Origin of the sequence: Brevundimonas sp. TWP2-3-4b2 (genome assembly GCF_049897345.1) — a bacterium.
Classification (GTDB): domain Bacteria; phylum Pseudomonadota; class Alphaproteobacteria; order Caulobacterales; family Caulobacteraceae; genus Brevundimonas.
In genome coordinates, this window is sequence record NZ_JAFCWB010000001.1 from 24,155 (window position 1) to 36,897 (window position 12,743).

Annotated in this window: 19 protein-coding genes; 8 read left to right on the top strand and 11 right to left on the bottom strand. The window is 68.1% G+C overall.

Annotation, left to right across the window (positions count from 1 at the left end; genetic code table 11):
• Positions 1 to 31: 31 nt before the first annotated feature.
• Both ACP7AS_RS00105 and ACP7AS_RS00110 read left to right on the top strand, forming a co-directional pair.
• Positions 32 to 301, top strand: a complete 270-nt coding sequence (locus ACP7AS_RS00105; protein ID WP_426026791.1) for a DUF1294 domain-containing protein — start codon at positions 32 to 34, stop codon at positions 299 to 301.
• 228 nt (positions 302 to 529) lie between these two features.
• Positions 530 to 919, top strand: coding sequence for a hypothetical protein (locus ACP7AS_RS00110; RefSeq protein ID WP_426026792.1), 390 nt, complete (start codon positions 530 to 532; stop codon positions 917 to 919).
• A 113-nt stretch (positions 920 to 1,032) separates the two neighbouring features.
• On the opposite strand, the gene ACP7AS_RS00115 is transcribed toward ACP7AS_RS00110, so the two are convergent.
• The 5 genes from ACP7AS_RS00115 to ACP7AS_RS00135 are packed head-to-tail and all read right to left on the bottom strand — an operon-like array spanning position 1,033 to position 3,029.
• The gene (locus tag ACP7AS_RS00115; protein WP_426026793.1) at positions 1,033 to 1,809 is read right to left on the bottom strand and encodes a sulfite exporter TauE/SafE family protein; all 777 of its coding nucleotides are present in this window, start codon (positions 1,807 to 1,809) and stop codon (positions 1,033 to 1,035) included.
• A complete protein-coding gene (locus tag ACP7AS_RS00120; RefSeq protein WP_426027483.1) occupies positions 1,809 to 2,120 on the bottom strand; it encodes a YgaP-like transmembrane domain in 312 nt (103 codons plus the stop codon). Before ACP7AS_RS00120 ends, ACP7AS_RS00115 begins: the two co-directional genes overlap by 1 nt.
• A 9-nt stretch (positions 2,121 to 2,129) precedes the next feature.
• Positions 2,130 to 2,333 carry a rhodanese-like domain-containing protein gene (locus ACP7AS_RS00125; RefSeq protein ID WP_426026794.1) on the bottom strand — a complete coding sequence of 68 codons (204 nt, stop codon included), beginning with the start codon at positions 2,331 to 2,333 and terminating at the stop codon, positions 2,130 to 2,132.
• Positions 2,334 to 2,358: 25 nt separating this feature from the next.
• On the bottom strand, positions 2,359 to 2,673 hold the full coding sequence (locus ACP7AS_RS00130) for a rhodanese-like domain-containing protein (protein WP_426026795.1): 315 nt from the start codon (positions 2,671 to 2,673) through the stop codon (positions 2,359 to 2,361).
• 11 nt (positions 2,674 to 2,684) lie between these two features.
• Positions 2,685 to 3,029 (bottom strand): ArsR/SmtB family transcription factor, encoded by a 345-nt coding sequence (locus ACP7AS_RS00135; RefSeq protein ID WP_426026796.1) that lies wholly within the window; start codon positions 3,027 to 3,029, stop codon positions 2,685 to 2,687.
• A gap of 77 nt (positions 3,030 to 3,106) precedes the next feature.
• Here ACP7AS_RS00135 and ACP7AS_RS00140 point away from each other — a divergent pair, with 77 nt between their 5' ends.
• Positions 3,107 to 3,976, top strand: coding sequence for an MBL fold metallo-hydrolase (locus tag ACP7AS_RS00140; protein ID WP_426026797.1), 870 nt, complete (start codon positions 3,107 to 3,109; stop codon positions 3,974 to 3,976).
• 70 nt (positions 3,977 to 4,046) lie between these two features.
• Here ACP7AS_RS00140 and ACP7AS_RS00145 read toward each other — a convergent pair whose 3' ends face one another.
• From ACP7AS_RS00145 to ACP7AS_RS00165, 5 genes are read right to left on the bottom strand one after another with little or no spacing between them, the layout of a single operon-like run.
• Positions 4,047 to 5,339 carry a dicarboxylate/amino acid:cation symporter gene (locus ACP7AS_RS00145; RefSeq protein ID WP_426026798.1) on the bottom strand — a complete coding sequence of 431 codons (1,293 nt, stop codon included), beginning with the start codon at positions 5,337 to 5,339 and terminating at the stop codon, positions 4,047 to 4,049.
• A gap of 9 nt (positions 5,340 to 5,348) precedes the next feature.
• The gene (gene mnmH / locus ACP7AS_RS00150) at positions 5,349 to 6,413 is read right to left on the bottom strand and encodes a tRNA 2-selenouridine(34) synthase MnmH (RefSeq protein ID WP_426026799.1); all 1,065 of its coding nucleotides are present in this window, start codon (positions 6,411 to 6,413) and stop codon (positions 5,349 to 5,351) included.
• Positions 6,410 to 7,447: a selenide, water dikinase SelD gene (selD, locus tag ACP7AS_RS00155; protein WP_426026800.1), complete on the bottom strand. Its 1,038-nt coding sequence runs from the start codon at positions 7,445 to 7,447 to the stop codon at positions 6,410 to 6,412. Before selD ends, mnmH begins: the two co-directional genes overlap by 4 nt.
• Entirely contained in the window at positions 7,444 to 7,869 is a 426-nt protein-coding gene (locus tag ACP7AS_RS00160) for a type II toxin-antitoxin system VapC family toxin (protein WP_426026801.1), read from the bottom strand. Before ACP7AS_RS00160 ends, selD begins: the two co-directional genes overlap by 4 nt.
• The gene (locus tag ACP7AS_RS00165) at positions 7,866 to 8,111 is read right to left on the bottom strand and encodes a FitA-like ribbon-helix-helix domain-containing protein (protein ID WP_426026802.1); all 246 of its coding nucleotides are present in this window, start codon (positions 8,109 to 8,111) and stop codon (positions 7,866 to 7,868) included. Before ACP7AS_RS00165 ends, ACP7AS_RS00160 begins: the two co-directional genes overlap by 4 nt.
• 115 nt (positions 8,112 to 8,226) lie before the next feature.
• Here ACP7AS_RS00165 and ACP7AS_RS00170 point away from each other — a divergent pair, with 115 nt between their 5' ends.
• From ACP7AS_RS00170 to ACP7AS_RS00190, 5 genes are all read left to right on the top strand, one after another.
• The gene (locus ACP7AS_RS00170) at positions 8,227 to 9,549 is read left to right on the top strand and encodes an amidohydrolase (protein ID WP_426026803.1); all 1,323 of its coding nucleotides are present in this window, start codon (positions 8,227 to 8,229) and stop codon (positions 9,547 to 9,549) included.
• A 303-nt stretch (positions 9,550 to 9,852) separates the two neighbouring features.
• The gene (locus tag ACP7AS_RS00175) at positions 9,853 to 10,521 is read left to right on the top strand and encodes a glutathione S-transferase family protein (protein WP_426026804.1); all 669 of its coding nucleotides are present in this window, start codon (positions 9,853 to 9,855) and stop codon (positions 10,519 to 10,521) included.
• 95 nt (positions 10,522 to 10,616) lie between these two features.
• Positions 10,617 to 10,832 carry a hypothetical protein gene (locus tag ACP7AS_RS00180; protein ID WP_426026805.1) on the top strand — a complete coding sequence of 72 codons (216 nt, stop codon included), beginning with the start codon at positions 10,617 to 10,619 and terminating at the stop codon, positions 10,830 to 10,832.
• A gap of 136 nt (positions 10,833 to 10,968) precedes the next feature.
• Positions 10,969 to 11,442 carry a transcription elongation factor GreA gene (gene greA, locus ACP7AS_RS00185; protein WP_426026806.1) on the top strand — a complete coding sequence of 158 codons (474 nt, stop codon included), beginning with the start codon at positions 10,969 to 10,971 and terminating at the stop codon, positions 11,440 to 11,442.
• Positions 11,433 to 12,431, top strand: a complete 999-nt coding sequence (locus ACP7AS_RS00190; protein WP_426026807.1) for a mitochondrial fission ELM1 family protein — start codon at positions 11,433 to 11,435, stop codon at positions 12,429 to 12,431. The genes greA and ACP7AS_RS00190 overlap by 10 nt, the downstream gene beginning before the upstream one ends.
• Here ACP7AS_RS00190 and ACP7AS_RS00195 read toward each other — a convergent pair.
• Entirely contained in the window at positions 12,428 to 12,724 is a 297-nt protein-coding gene (locus ACP7AS_RS00195; protein ID WP_426026808.1) for a hypothetical protein, read from the bottom strand. The genes ACP7AS_RS00190 and ACP7AS_RS00195 overlap by 4 nt on opposite strands.
• Between the last annotated feature and the right edge of the window lie 19 nt (positions 12,725 to 12,743).

Here is a 12,743-nt window from a genome sequence, read left to right on the forward strand (position 1 = left end):
CGACGGGATCGACCTGTCCGTCATCGACCGGGTGCTGATCCTTCTCGCCCTCGCAGAACTGACGGCCTTCGGCCTGTTCTGGTTCGACAAGGCCCAGGCGCGTGACCACGGCTGGCGGGTGCGGGAGAGCACGCTGTTGCTGGTCTCGCTTTTCGGCGGCCTCGGCGCGTGGTTGGGCCAGCATCTGCTTCGCCACAAGACACGCAAGGAGCCGTTCAGAACGCTTCTGGGCGTGGTGATCGTCGTCCACCTGATCGGAGTTGCGGCGGTGCTCTGGTGGCTACTGCAGGCGGCCGGATAGCGCATTTTGGAGGAAGTTTCGCAGCCGGCCAATTCGTGACTATTTCGACCATGCCGTGACTGCAAGATCGACCGCAGTCCGGACAGGTTGACCATGCGAAGGGTGCGGAGACTGCAACGGCCGCCGACTTGTCCAGCCGCATCACGAACGTCTCCGACGGGGCGGCCATGCGCGGGTCGCCGACCGCACACGTCCGTTTCTGACGCAGGCGCGTGTCAGGCTCGCCGAATGGATCACTTTCGTCTGCGCAAATATCGCGGGCCGGAGACATGGGCGCAGGTGCGCAAGGCCTATGTGGCGGGGGAATCCGCCCCATCGGTCGCGCGGCGGTTCGACGTCGGCCTGTCCAACCTGCGACGCCGCGCCATGGCCGAGGGCTGGATCCGCGCGCGGATCGACGAGCGGCTGGACCTGAGGGCGCTGAGAGGCGGGGCTGACGACCCACCGCCTGCGCTGATGGCGCTGGCGGAGTTGGAGACCCTGCCGGAGCCGCCCGGGATCGAGCGCCGGACGCGGCGCTCAGAAAGGCGGTCCGCCGCGCGGCCTGGCTGGTCAGCCAAGGGCAGTCTGCCGAGGCCGCCGACCTGCTTCGCGCGGCCGACGCGCTGGACCGGATGAAATGGGCTGCGAATTGAGTCCGCTTTCTGCCCGAAGGCGATGGACCGCTTTCGACCCAAATCGGCGATTAGAAATCTCGACTACGGTGATCGGGTCCTTGGGTCAGCGGGCCGTCAAAGTGAGAGCAAGGTTCGAGCCAGCACGTATGCGGCTACCGTGAAAATCAGCCCCGCGAACAAGACGTTCAACGCTCCCCGTCGCTTGCCGACCCTTTGCGCGACCCGGGTGCCAACCAGACCTCCCGCAAAGCCGCCCGCAATGAACACGCCTGCGACTGCCCAGTTTACCAACCCTGCAGAAGCGTAACTCGCGGACGTTGTCAGCCCAAAGCCCGTCACGGCCAGGAGCGACGAAGCCATCGCGTTCGTGATTGGCATGCCCGTCGCGGCTATGAGCCCGGGCACGATCAAGAACCCTCCCCCTATGCCAAAGAAGCCGGAGAGCAGGCCGGTGGCGAGGCCGAACCCGACAAGCTTGGGGAAGTTGTCTCGACCCAATGTGACATGCGGCAGGCCCTCGCCGTTCCGATTTCGCAGCATGAGTCCGCCGACCACCATCATCAGCACTGCGAACATCGCGAGCAACTTGTCTCCATCAACCTGCCGCCCGAACCACGCGCCGACCACCGCGCCAAGGACGCCAGCCAAGGTGAACACCGCAGCGCAGCGCCATTTCACGTTTCCCTTCCGCCCGTGGTTCAGGAGGTTGAGGAACGCGTTGGCGGCGACCGCGACCGCGCTCGTGCCGATGGCGACGTGGGGGTTAGTGATCCCGACGAGGTAGACGAGCAATGGCACGGCAAGCACCGAGCCGCCGCCGCCCACGAGGCCGAGCGTGAAGCCGACCAGCGACCCGGACGCGAGCGCCAAGCCGGCCTGCAGGGCGTCCATCAGGCGGCCTCAAGCTGCGCGCGCCGGTTCCAAGGTGCACCAGCAAGCAAGCGAGCCATGCCGCAGGAGCCGCTCGCACCGGCGAAGGTCAGTTCCGACCCCACGAACAGCGGAACGACGAAAAACCACGGCGACAGAAACAGGCCCGCCGTGGTCCCCAGCGCGACCATCGATCCCGCCGCCAACTGGACCTGCCGCTGCAGCTCAAGCGGCTGTCCGGGGCCCTTGGCGATGGGCAGGCCCGCGCGCCGCCACCCATCCAGACCGCCTTCGAGGATGAACCAGTCACAGTCCCCGGCCTTCTGTCCCAGCCGAAAGGCCTAAACCTCCGTTCGAATGCCACTGCGGCAGTGATAGATGATCGGACCTGTTTCCAGCTGGCCGCCGTCCCAAGACGAGAGGGGCAGCGATATCGCGCCGTTGATCCTTTCGCGGGCGTGTTCGTCCGGCTCGCGGACGTCGACGAGGACGGCTCCGCCATTGGCGCAGAGGCGGGCGGCCTCGATAGGGTTGATGGTCTTCATGATACTTACTCGCGGTTCTCCAGGGTCAGTCGCGGGGGCAGACGGGGAGGCCTGCCGCTTGCCAGCCTTCGATCCCGCCCTGCAGGAGATAGACGTCGTCGGTGGGGACGGAAGCCGCCAGAGCTTCGGCGTTCATCTCCGTGCGGCGACCCGTGCGGCAGTGAAAGATCACCGGCTGGCCGGGGCGCGCCTCGAGCCCGCTCGCTCCGGACGACATAGGCGCGCTCAGGGCACCCTCGATGACCTCGGCGCATTCCTGGGCTTCACGAATGTCGATCAGGACAGCGCCGTCGGCGACGAGGCGGGCGGCGGCTTCGGGCGTGACAGGTTTCGGGGTCATGTGAAGGCTCCTCAGGCTTTCCCGCGCGCGGCGGAGGTGAGTTCGCGGCAGTAGATGACGCGAAGCACCGCGAGCACGCGAAGAACGGCGTCGTCGTCGATGCGGTAGTGCAGGGTCTGGGCGTCCCGCCTGAAAGCGACCAATCCGTCGGCCCGCAGTCGAGCCAGATGCTGCGACAGGGCCGACTGGCTAAGACCCACCTCGGCGACCAGCGCGCCGACTGTCAACTCCGTCTGCGCCGACAGATGACAGAGGATCAGAAGCCGCCGCTCGTTGGACAGGTTGCCTAGAAGTCGCGCAGCTTCGCCCGCGTTCGCGGCGAGGGCTTCGATGGATGGAGGGGAATTGGCGTTCATCGCTCTTTCTATTAGACTTGTCTAATGTAGTAGTTGCTAATATATGTGTCAACACCGCAGACACATGGAGCCCTTCAGTGACCCCTTCGGCTGAAATCCGAGCCTTCTTCGACAAGCCCACCAGCACGGTCACCTATCTGGTGTTCGACCCCGCCACGCGCGAAGCGGCGGTCATCGATCCGGTCCTGGACTACGACCCCGCATCAGGCGAGGTGGACACGGGGTCGGTCGCTGCCGTGCTCGCCGAGGCCGGGCGGCTCCAGCTGAAGGTGGAATGGGCTTTAGAGACCCACGTCCACGCCGACCACCTGAGCGGCGCGCCCTACATCAAGGCGAAGACCGGAGCGAAGGTGGGCATCGGCGAACATATTGCCGACGTGCAGCGCATCTTCCGCCCCATCTTCAACGCCTCTGACCTCGTCGCCGATGGCAGGGACTTCGACCGTTTGTTCAAGGACGGTGATCGCCTTCGGCTGGGAGAGCTGGAAGTCGAGATCATCTACAGCCCGGGACACACGCCCGCTGACGTGAGCTACAGGATCGGCGATGCCGTATTCGTAGGCGATACGCTCTTCATGCCGGACTACGGAACAGCGCGGGCCGACTTCCCGGGCGGCGATGCTCGCCAGCTTTATCGGTCCATCCGCAAGCTGCTCGCTCTGCCGGGGGAAACCCGGTTGTTCATGTGCCATGACTACAAGGCGCTGGGTCGCGACGAGTACGCCTGGGAGACCACCGTGGCCGATCAACGGCTGCACAGCGTGCATGTCAGCGAGGGCGTGAGCGAGGATGAGTTCGTTGCGATGCGGACAGCTCGTGATGCGACGTTATCCGCGCCCAGGCTGCTGCTACCGTCCATTCAGGTCAACATGCGGGCAGGGCGTTTTCCGCCGGCTGAAGCCAACGGCATTCGATATCTGATGATCCCGGTCAAAGAGCGCGGGTGACATTCGCGGCCGTAAATCCGATGTCCGCTCCCCCCCCGTTTCAGAACTTCGTAGCGTCCGCTTTCCGCCCTTAGCCCAACGCCGCCTCCGGCTCCGACGCCGCATCCCGCCCCTCGACGATCCGCGCGGCCGCCAGATCGGCGGTGACATTGCCGATGGTGCGGAAAATGTCGGGCACCACCTCGACCGCCAGCAGCAGGGGCAGGACCTCGAGCGGCAGGCCCATGGCCAGGGCGATGGGGGCGATGGAGGCGAAGAAGCTGACCTGACCCGGCAGGCCGACGGTGCCGACGCTGATGGCCAGGGCCGTCACCGAGCCCGCGAACAGAACGCCGGGCGTCAGGGGGATGCCGTACAGGTGGGCGACATAGATGCAGACGGCCAGGTTGGCGACCGTCGAGGTGATGCGGAACACCGCCACGGCCAGCGGCAGGACCAGACCGGCCGTCGCCTGGGAGACGCCCAGATGGTCGATGGCCCGCTCGACCATGACCGGCAGACAGGCGAGCGACGACTGGGTCGAGAAGGCCACGACCTGGGCCGGGGCGGCGGCGCGGGCGAACCGGCCGAGACTGATCCGGCCGAAGACCACAGCCACGACATAGGTCACCAGGATCAGGCCGATCAGGGCCAGGGAGACCAGGGCGATGTAATGGCCCAGTACACCGGCCGCGCCCAGCCCGGCCCTCAGACCCACGCCCAGCGACAGGGCGAAGACCCCGACCGGCGCGGCGCGCAGCACCCAGTGGACGATGACGATCATCGTTTCCGACACGGCCTCGAAGAAGAGCGTCAGCGGCTGGCGCAGCCGGGCCGACAGCCGGGTGGTGGCGAAGCCGAACACGATGGCGAAGACCACGACCCCCAGAATGGCGTCATCGGCCGCCGCGCGGATCGGATTGGCCGGTGCCAGACTGGTCAGAAAGGCGGAAAACCCGCCGCCGCCGAGGTTTTCGCGCACTGCCGCGTCGCCGGTGGCCCCGGCCAGCAGAAGGCGCCCGCCCTCGGGGTCGATGGGCCACAGCATATGCAGGCCCTCGGAGGCGAGGACGCCATAGACCGTCGCCCCGATCAGCAGCAGGACGAAGACGATGATGGCCCTGAGCGCCAGCCGGCCGGTCGCGGCGGCGTCGGCGATCGAGGCGATCCCCGTCACCAGCAGGCTGAACACCAGCGGGATGATGGTCATGCGCAGGGCGTTCAGCCACAGCTGGCCCAGCCCCTCGATGAAGGCCACCGTGCCGGTACCCCCCGGGATGCCGTAAGCCTGTGCCGCCGCGCCGGCGGCCAGGCCGGCGGCCAGGGCGACCAGCACCCAGAGGCTGAGGGACGAGAACAGGGCGGCGGTGCGGGACTGGGTCATGGGACGAAGCTAGGCCGGGCCGCGTGCACCGTCGAGGGCGGCGATGACACCCCGCACGCCGACCGCCAGTCCGGCGGGTGTCAGATCGGACAGCGAAACGCGCTCCAGGACCGTCCGGCCCCGGGTCTCGCCGGTGCGGAGATAGGCCGGATCATAGTGGGCCTCGATCAGTTCCGCGGCTAGTTCCGCAATCTGGCCCCGCGCCGCCATCGCCCGCCATTCCGCCACGACGGCCCGGGCGTGATGCCGCGGCAGCCGGATCAGGGCCGCGTCGAGCGCGGCCGGGTCGGCGGCGATGTCGGCATAGGTCTCGACGATATGTGCCACCCGCGCCTGCAGCGGCACGGTCATCTCGATCACCGGCGCGGTGGACATAGCGGCCCACACCGAAGGCGGGATGACGCGTGCACCGATCTTGCTGCTCTCGGCCTCGGCGATGACCGGACGCGCGGGGTCGAGCCGTGACAGGACGTCGTGCAGGGCGGTCTCGAAGGCTTTCTGCGAGGGCTGACCGCCCGCCACGGCCCCGAACAGCGAGCCGCGATGCCGGGCGAGGGCTTCCAGATCCAGCGTCTGCGACCCGTGTTCGGCCAGCGCCGTCAGAAGCGCCGTCTTGCCCGAACCCGTCGGACCGTCCAGCAGCACCAGCCGGTGCGCCAGCGGCTGGTCGTACAGCGCCGCCGTCACCTGCCGCCGCCAGGTCTGGTAGCCGCCGTCCAGCACCGTGACGGGCCAGCCGACCTGATCCATGACCGTGGCCATGGCTCCGGAGCGCTGCCCCCCGCGCCAGCAATAGACCAGTGGCCTGAATGAACCGTCGCGACCCGCCAGCGCCCCTTCCAGATGGGCCGCGATATTGCGCGCCACCAGGACCGCGCCGCTGCGCCGGGCGAGAAATTTGGAGCCCTGGACATATTCGGTCCCGACCGCCGCCCGCTGCGCGTCGTCCAGTACCGGCAGGTTGATCGCGCCGGGCAGATGATCGAGCGCGAACTCGGCCGGGCTGCGCACGTCGATGATCGCGTCGAAGGCGTCGCGCGCGGCGGGCGTGAGCGCGACGGTACGCTGGATCATTCGATGCGCACCCGCGCCGGGCCCTCGACGACGCGCCCGACGACGGCGGCCCCGGCGAACCCTTCGGTGCGGGCCAGGGCCAGCAGGGCGTCGGCCTCAGAGGCGGCGACCGCGATCAGCAATCCGCCCGAGGTCTGCGGGTCGGTCAGCAGGTTTCGCCGCCAGTCGGGCAGGTCCGCGGGCAGGTCGATGGCCGCGCCATAGCTGTCCCAGTTGCGGCCCGAGGCCCCGGTGCAGACGCCGGCGGACGCCAGCGGCTCGACCCCGTCCAGCAAGGGCGGTGCCGCCGTCAGTTCGACCGTCAGACCCGACCCCCGCGCCATCTCGAGCGCATGGCCGAGCAGGCCGAAGCCTGTCACGTCCGTCACGGCATGGACCCCGACCCGTCCGGCCAGCCGCGCGCCGAGGGTGTTCAGCCTCGTCGTCGACGCGATCAGCGCGGCATATCCGGCCGCGTCCAGACGCCCCTGTTTGAACGCCGCGCTCAGCACGCCGACGCCCAGCGCCTTGGTCAGGATCAGCACGTCACCGGCCCGTGCGCCCCGGTTGGTCAGCACCTGGTCGGGATGCACCAGCCCGAGCGCCACAAGACCGTAGATCGGCTCGACGCTGTCGATCGAATGGCCGCCGGCGACCGGGATGCCCGCCGCGGCGCAGACCGAGGCCCCGCCCTGCAGGATCCGCCCGATCGTCTCGGTCGACAGCACATTCACCGGCATGCCGACAAGGGCGAGGGCGAAGATCGGCGTCCCGCCCATGGCGTAGACGTCGGACAGGGCGTTGGTCGCGGCGATGCGGCCGAAGTCGAACGGATCGTCGACCATGGGCATGAAGAAGTCCGTGGTCGCCACCAGCGCCTGCTGATCGTTCAGCCGCCAGACGGCCGCATCGTCGCTGGTTTCGGTCCCGACCATCAGATCGGCGAAGGCCGCCGCCTGCGGCACATCCTTCAGAATGTCGCGCAGCACCGCCGGGGCCAGCTTGCAGCCGCAGCCGCCGCCGTGGGCGAGGGAGGTCAGGCGCGGTTCGGTCATCCCGTGAAATCCCCCAGCATGACCACGCGATCGGCGAGGGCCGGTCCGGCCCGAAGCACCGCCTTCGCAAACTTCCCGTCGGCGGTCACCATCCTCGTGTCCCGCCGGATCGCAAGGGCCAGGTAGAGGCAGTCATAGATTGCGTGATCCAGTCGAGCGGCCAGGATCATGGCCTCGTCCAGCAATCCCAAGGCGTCCTCTGTCTCGACCGCGACGTCGGCAAACCGCGCCAGACCCGCGCGGGCCTCGTCGAGGTCGATCTCGTCCCGATCAAACGCCTTCCACAGACCATTGGCGACCTCGATCCGCCACCAGTCCGGCGCGACAAGAGGACTGAACAGGACCTGCTCGGCCAAGGCCGAGTCCGGCTCGACCAGCACCCATTTCAGAGCCACCGATGCATCGACGACGAGCGGTGTCACCGCTCCTCGCGGCTCTCACGGATCAGGACCTCGGACGGCGTGAAGACGCGCCCCTTGAGACGCTCGCGCAACGGCTCGCCCGCCTTCAGCCAGGCCTCGACCTGCGCCCGCCGATCGGCGGCGAGGGTCTGCTCCAGCAGGGCCCTGTGCTCAGCCTCGACACTGCGGCCATGGGCGGCTGCCCGGGCCTTGAGGGCCTGAACCACGTCTTCGGATACATTGCGGACGAGGAGTTGCGCCATGGCGCGGATGATAGCGTTTGATAGCACCCAGTTCAAGCAAGACGCCCCCCGCATTGGCCGTTGCCAGCCCGCCTCCGCCGGACCAAGGTTCGCCCTTCAAACGGGGGGCGGAACGATGCGACTTCTTCTTGCGACGACAACGGCGCTGGCCCTGCTCACGGCCGGGGCGGTCCAGGCCCAGACCGGCTCGACCGATGTCGAGCTGCGCCAGGCCATCGCACGGGACTATGACGCCAACCTCGGTGCCCTGTTCGACGACTTCCATCGAAACCCCGAACTGTCCGGTCTGGAGGTGCGCACCGCCGGCATTATGGCCGCCCGGCTGACCGCCCTCGGCTATGACGTGACGACCGGCGTCGGCGGGACGGGCGGGGTCGCGGTGCTGCGCAACGGCGACGGCCCGACCATCATGATCCGCGCAGACATGGATGGCTTGCCGCTAAATGAACAGTCGGGCCTGGCCAATGCCTCCACGGTCCGCCAGACCGACAGCGACGGCGTCGAAAAGCCGGTCATGCACGCCTGCGGCCATGACGTGCACATCACCGCCCTGGTCGGCACGGCGCGGCAGATGATAGCGCGGCGGCAGGACTGGTCGGGCACCCTCGTCCTGATCGCCCAACCGGCCGAGGAGCGCATCTTCGGGGCCCGGGCCATGGTCCGCGACGGCCTCTACACCCGCTTTCCCAAGCCCGACATCGCCCTGGCCTTCCACGTCTCGGCCGACCTGGCGACGGGGCTGATCGACCTGCCGCTGGGCATCACCTCGTCCAGCTCGGACAGCGTCGACATCGCCGTGCACGGCGTGGGGACCCACGGGGCCTATCCGCATCTCGGGGTCGATCCGATCGTGGTCGCCTCGTCCATCGTCATGAACCTGCAGACCCTGCCCAGCCGCAGCATCAACCCGCTGGAGGGGGCGATCGTGACGGTCGGATCCTTCCATGGCGGCATCAAACACAACATCATCTCCGACCGCGTCGACCTGCAGTTGACGGTCCGCGCCGACAATCCCGAGACCCGACTGGCCCTGCTGGACGGCATCGATCGGGTCGTACGCGGCACCGCCCTGGCGCTGGGAGTCTCGGAACAGCGCCTGCCCACCGTCGTCCGCTCGCCGACCGAGACCACGCCGCCGACCATCAACGACGCCGCCACCGCCGCCCGCGTGCGGACCGCCATCGGCGCGGCCATGGGCGCCGACCGGCTCGTGGACGTAGCCCGTAGCGGCACGGGGGCCGAGGATTTCGCCTGGTTCGTCAACCCCGACACCGGGGTCAAGGGCGTGTATTTCAGCGTCGGCGGCACCCCGGCCGCCGATGTGGCGAGCGCCCCCGGCCACCACTCCCCCCTGTTCCGCATCGATCCAAGGCCCTCGGTCACGACCGGCGTCGAGGCCATGGTCGTGGCGGCGCAGGCGCTGATGCCGAAGGGCTAGGTTCAATCAACATCCAGACGTGGGGACCCCGCCATCCCCCCGCGTCATTCCGGGGCTGGGACCGGCTTAGCCGGGACAAGAACCCGGAATCCAGGTGTCTGGACGCGGCCGGCCGCCCCGGGTTCCAGTAATGAGTCCAGCCCCGTGGATTCCGGGTTCCGCTCCGCGGCCCCGGAAAGACGATGCTTGATGGACGATCAGCGGGTCTGTTGAATGTCGATTGAACCTGGGCCGCGGCTGGAAATCGCTGGACCGACGCTGCGTCAACCGGCCTAACTGCGACACCCAGGGGGAGCCGGCGCCATGATCACCATCCATCACCTGAACGATTCGCGGTCCCAGCGCGTGTTGTGGCTGCTGGAGGAACTGGGGCTTCCCTATGAGGTGAAACGCTATCAGCGCGACGCCAAAACGATGCTGGCACCGCCCGAGCTCCGGGCCCTCCATCCCCTCGGCAAGTCACCCGTGCTGGATGACGGCGACGTCCGGGTGGCCGAGACCGGCGCGATCATCGAATATCTGCTGGAGGCCTATCCGGCGGTACGGCTGCGGCCTGCCGCCGGAACCGAGGCCGCGCGGCGCTTCACCTACTGGCTGCACTATGCCGAGGGATCGGCCATGACGCCCCTGCTGCTGAAGCTGATCTTCACGGCCATTCCGAACCGGGTGCCCTTCCTCGCGCGCGGCGTGGCCAAGGGGATCAGCAAGGCGGTGAACGCCAGCATGATCGACCCGCAGCTGGCCAGCCACACCGCCTTCTGGGAGTCAGAGCTGTCGCGGTCGGCCTGGTTCGCCGGCGACGCCTTTTCGGCCGCCGACATCATGATGAGCTTCCCGGTGGAAGCCGCGGGCTCGCGCATCGGCTTCGGTGCCGACAAGCCGCATCTCAAGGCCTTCCTGAAGACGATCCACGCCCGGCCGGCGTATCAGCGGGCGCTCGAGCGGGGCGGGCCCTACAGTTATGCCCGATAGCCCGGCACCGGGCTTCGGCGCCACAGGTCGGCCTCGACGGCCTCATTCGGCGACGGGGCGCGCAACCCCGGGCCGCAGCGAACGTTTATGACCCCATGCGCCCGAGAACCATTCAAGTCATCGCCGCCCTGGTCGCGGCCGTCTCCTTCATCCTCGCCTTCATTGCCGCGGGGGTGGTGCTGCTTTCCAGCCTGTTCATGCTGGTGGGCCTCTCTGCGGTTGCCTGGCTGACCTGGAGCCTCGTCGGCCGGGTCAAATTGTGGGGCAACATCCAGCAAATCCGGGAGCGTCGTCGCAACCGCGCCGCATAACGCCAGTCTGCCGAAACGCCTTGGCCCTTGATCCCCGGGGCAGGACGCTCTATCATCTTTGGCCGGTCGCGAGCGCCCAGCGACCCTTGGCGTCACCAAACCTCTAGTCGGGCGATAGCTCAGAAATTCACGACATATGGAAAAAGTGCCGATGACGGCCGAGGGCTACCGTGTCCTCGACGATCAGCTGAAGCAATTGAAGTCCGTGGAACGGCCGAGCGTGATCTCGGCCATCTCGGAAGCGCGCGAGCATGGCGACCTGTCTGAAAACGCCGAGTATCATGCCGCCAAGGAGCGTCAAGGCTGGATCGAGGGCCAGATTGCCGACATCGAGGACAAGATCAGCCGCGCCCAGGTGATCGACGTGTCCAAGCTGAACGGAAGCCAGGTCAAATTCGGTGCCACGGTCACCGTGGTCGACGAAGACACCGAGGAAGAAGCCCGCTACCAGATTGTCGGCGAGCATGAAGCTGACGTGAAGGCTGGCAAGGTGTCGATCGCCTCGCCGATCGCCCGTTCGCTGATCTCCAAGGAAGTCGGCGACGTGGTCGAGGTCAACACCCCGGGCGGCGTCAAGGCCTACGAAATCCTCAAGGTCGAGTGGAAGTAGGGTCCGACAGGGCTCCGCTCTCCGTCTGGGTCGTCTCTGACGGCCGGACCGGCATCGAAAATCAGGCGCTGGGTCTGGCGGAAGCCATCCAGCGCCTTTTTCCGTCTGTGATCACCGTCAAGCGCATCCGCTGGCGGGCCGCGTTCGATAGATGGCCGTCCGCGATGAAGGCCGCGTGGATGCTGGCCCCCTCGTCCGATGCCGTGACGCCGGCCGAGGGCGAGGCCTGGCCGGACATCTGGATTGCCACCGGCCGGGCCACCCTGCCGCTGTCGGCGACTGCGCGACATCGCTCGGAGGGCAGGACCCTCGTGGTGCAGACCCAGGACCCGAAGTGGCGCATCGCCGCCTATGACCTGATCGTCGCCCCGGCGCATGACCGCGTCGAAGGATCGAACGTCCTGTCGATTACCGGATCCCCTCATCGCGTGACGGCGGAGCGTCTGGCGGAAGGCGCGGCGGCCTTCACCGGCCCGCTCGCCGACCTGCCCCGACCGCGCGTCGCCGCGCTGATCGGCGGGCGCTCAAAGGCGTTCGACCTGACCCAGGCCCACGCCGGGGCGCTGGCCGACCAGATCGCCAGGGCCGTCGAGGCCGCCGGCGGATCGTTGATGCTGACCTTCTCGCGTCGCACGCCCGAGGCGGCGAAGGCGGCGATGACGGCCCGGCTGTCCCACCTGCCCGGCCTGATCTGGGACGGGACCGGGCCCAACCCCTATTTCGCCTTCCTGCATTTCGCCGACCATGTGCTGGTCACCGAGGACAGCGCCAATATGGCGGCTGAAGCCGCCTCGACCGGCAAACCGGTGCACATCCTGCCGATGATCCCGCTGAAGACAGCAGACAAGTTCGCGCGCCTTCACGCCGACCTTCGCGAGCGCGGCGCGGGGCGACCGTTCGACGGATCGCTGGACGCGTGGCGCTATGAGCCACTGGCAGAGACCGAACGCGCCGCCCGCGAGGTACTGGAGCGCGTCAACAGGCGCTAGTCGCCGCCGCCGCCGCCACCGCCGTCTCCACCACCGCCATCTGACCCGCCATCATGGCTGTCTGCCTGTTTGCTGTGCGAGCCGCCGCCGTCGCTGACAGAGGCGGAGCCGCCGTCGGAACCGTCCTTGCGGCGACCCGTCGCGCCGCGAGAGTCCAGACCGGCACCCAGCGCAAGGCCGACCGCGACGCCCACGCCGATGCCCATGGCCAGGTTGTCCAGCGCGATCCCCAGCGCCGCCCCGACCCCGACTCCCAGCGCCAGCCCGACGCCGATGAAACTGCGGCCTTCCATGTCGCTCTCCCTGCGAACT

Excerpts from the sequence above, each read along its gene's own strand:
- selD (WP_426026800.1), bottom strand. The coding sequence starts at position 7,447 with ATGACCGAACCGCGCCTGACCTCCCTCGCCCACGGCGGCGGCTGCGGC.
- ACP7AS_RS00145 (WP_426026798.1), bottom strand. The coding sequence starts at position 5,339 with ATGACCCAGTCCCGCACCGCCGCCCTGTTCTCGTCCCTCAGCCTCTGG.
- ACP7AS_RS00165 (WP_426026802.1), bottom strand. The coding sequence starts at position 8,111 with ATGGCGCAACTCCTCGTCCGCAATGTATCCGAAGACGTGGTTCAGGCC.
- ACP7AS_RS00115 (WP_426026793.1), bottom strand. The coding sequence starts at position 1,809 with ATGGACGCCCTGCAGGCCGGCTTGGCGCTCGCGTCCGGGTCGCTGGTC.
- ACP7AS_RS00195 (WP_426026808.1), bottom strand. The coding sequence starts at position 12,724 with ATGGAAGGCCGCAGTTTCATCGGCGTCGGGCTGGCGCTGGGAGTCGGG.
- ACP7AS_RS00135 (WP_426026796.1), bottom strand. The coding sequence starts at position 3,029 with ATGAACGCCAATTCCCCTCCATCCATCGAAGCCCTCGCCGCGAACGCG.
- ACP7AS_RS00130 (WP_426026795.1), bottom strand. The coding sequence starts at position 2,673 with ATGACCCCGAAACCTGTCACGCCCGAAGCCGCCGCCCGCCTCGTCGCC.
- ACP7AS_RS00125 (WP_426026794.1), bottom strand. The coding sequence starts at position 2,333 with ATGAAGACCATCAACCCTATCGAGGCCGCCCGCCTCTGCGCCAATGGC.
- ACP7AS_RS00175 (WP_426026804.1), top strand. The coding sequence starts at position 9,853 with ATGATCACCATCCATCACCTGAACGATTCGCGGTCCCAGCGCGTGTTG.
- ACP7AS_RS00170 (WP_426026803.1), top strand. The coding sequence starts at position 8,227 with ATGCGACTTCTTCTTGCGACGACAACGGCGCTGGCCCTGCTCACGGCC.
- ACP7AS_RS00180 (WP_426026805.1), top strand. The coding sequence starts at position 10,617 with ATGCGCCCGAGAACCATTCAAGTCATCGCCGCCCTGGTCGCGGCCGTC.
- ACP7AS_RS00110 (WP_426026792.1), top strand. The coding sequence starts at position 530 with ATGGATCACTTTCGTCTGCGCAAATATCGCGGGCCGGAGACATGGGCG.
- greA (WP_426026806.1), top strand. The coding sequence starts at position 10,969 with ATGGAAAAAGTGCCGATGACGGCCGAGGGCTACCGTGTCCTCGACGAT.
- mnmH (WP_426026799.1), bottom strand. The coding sequence starts at position 6,413 with ATGATCCAGCGTACCGTCGCGCTCACGCCCGCCGCGCGCGACGCCTTC.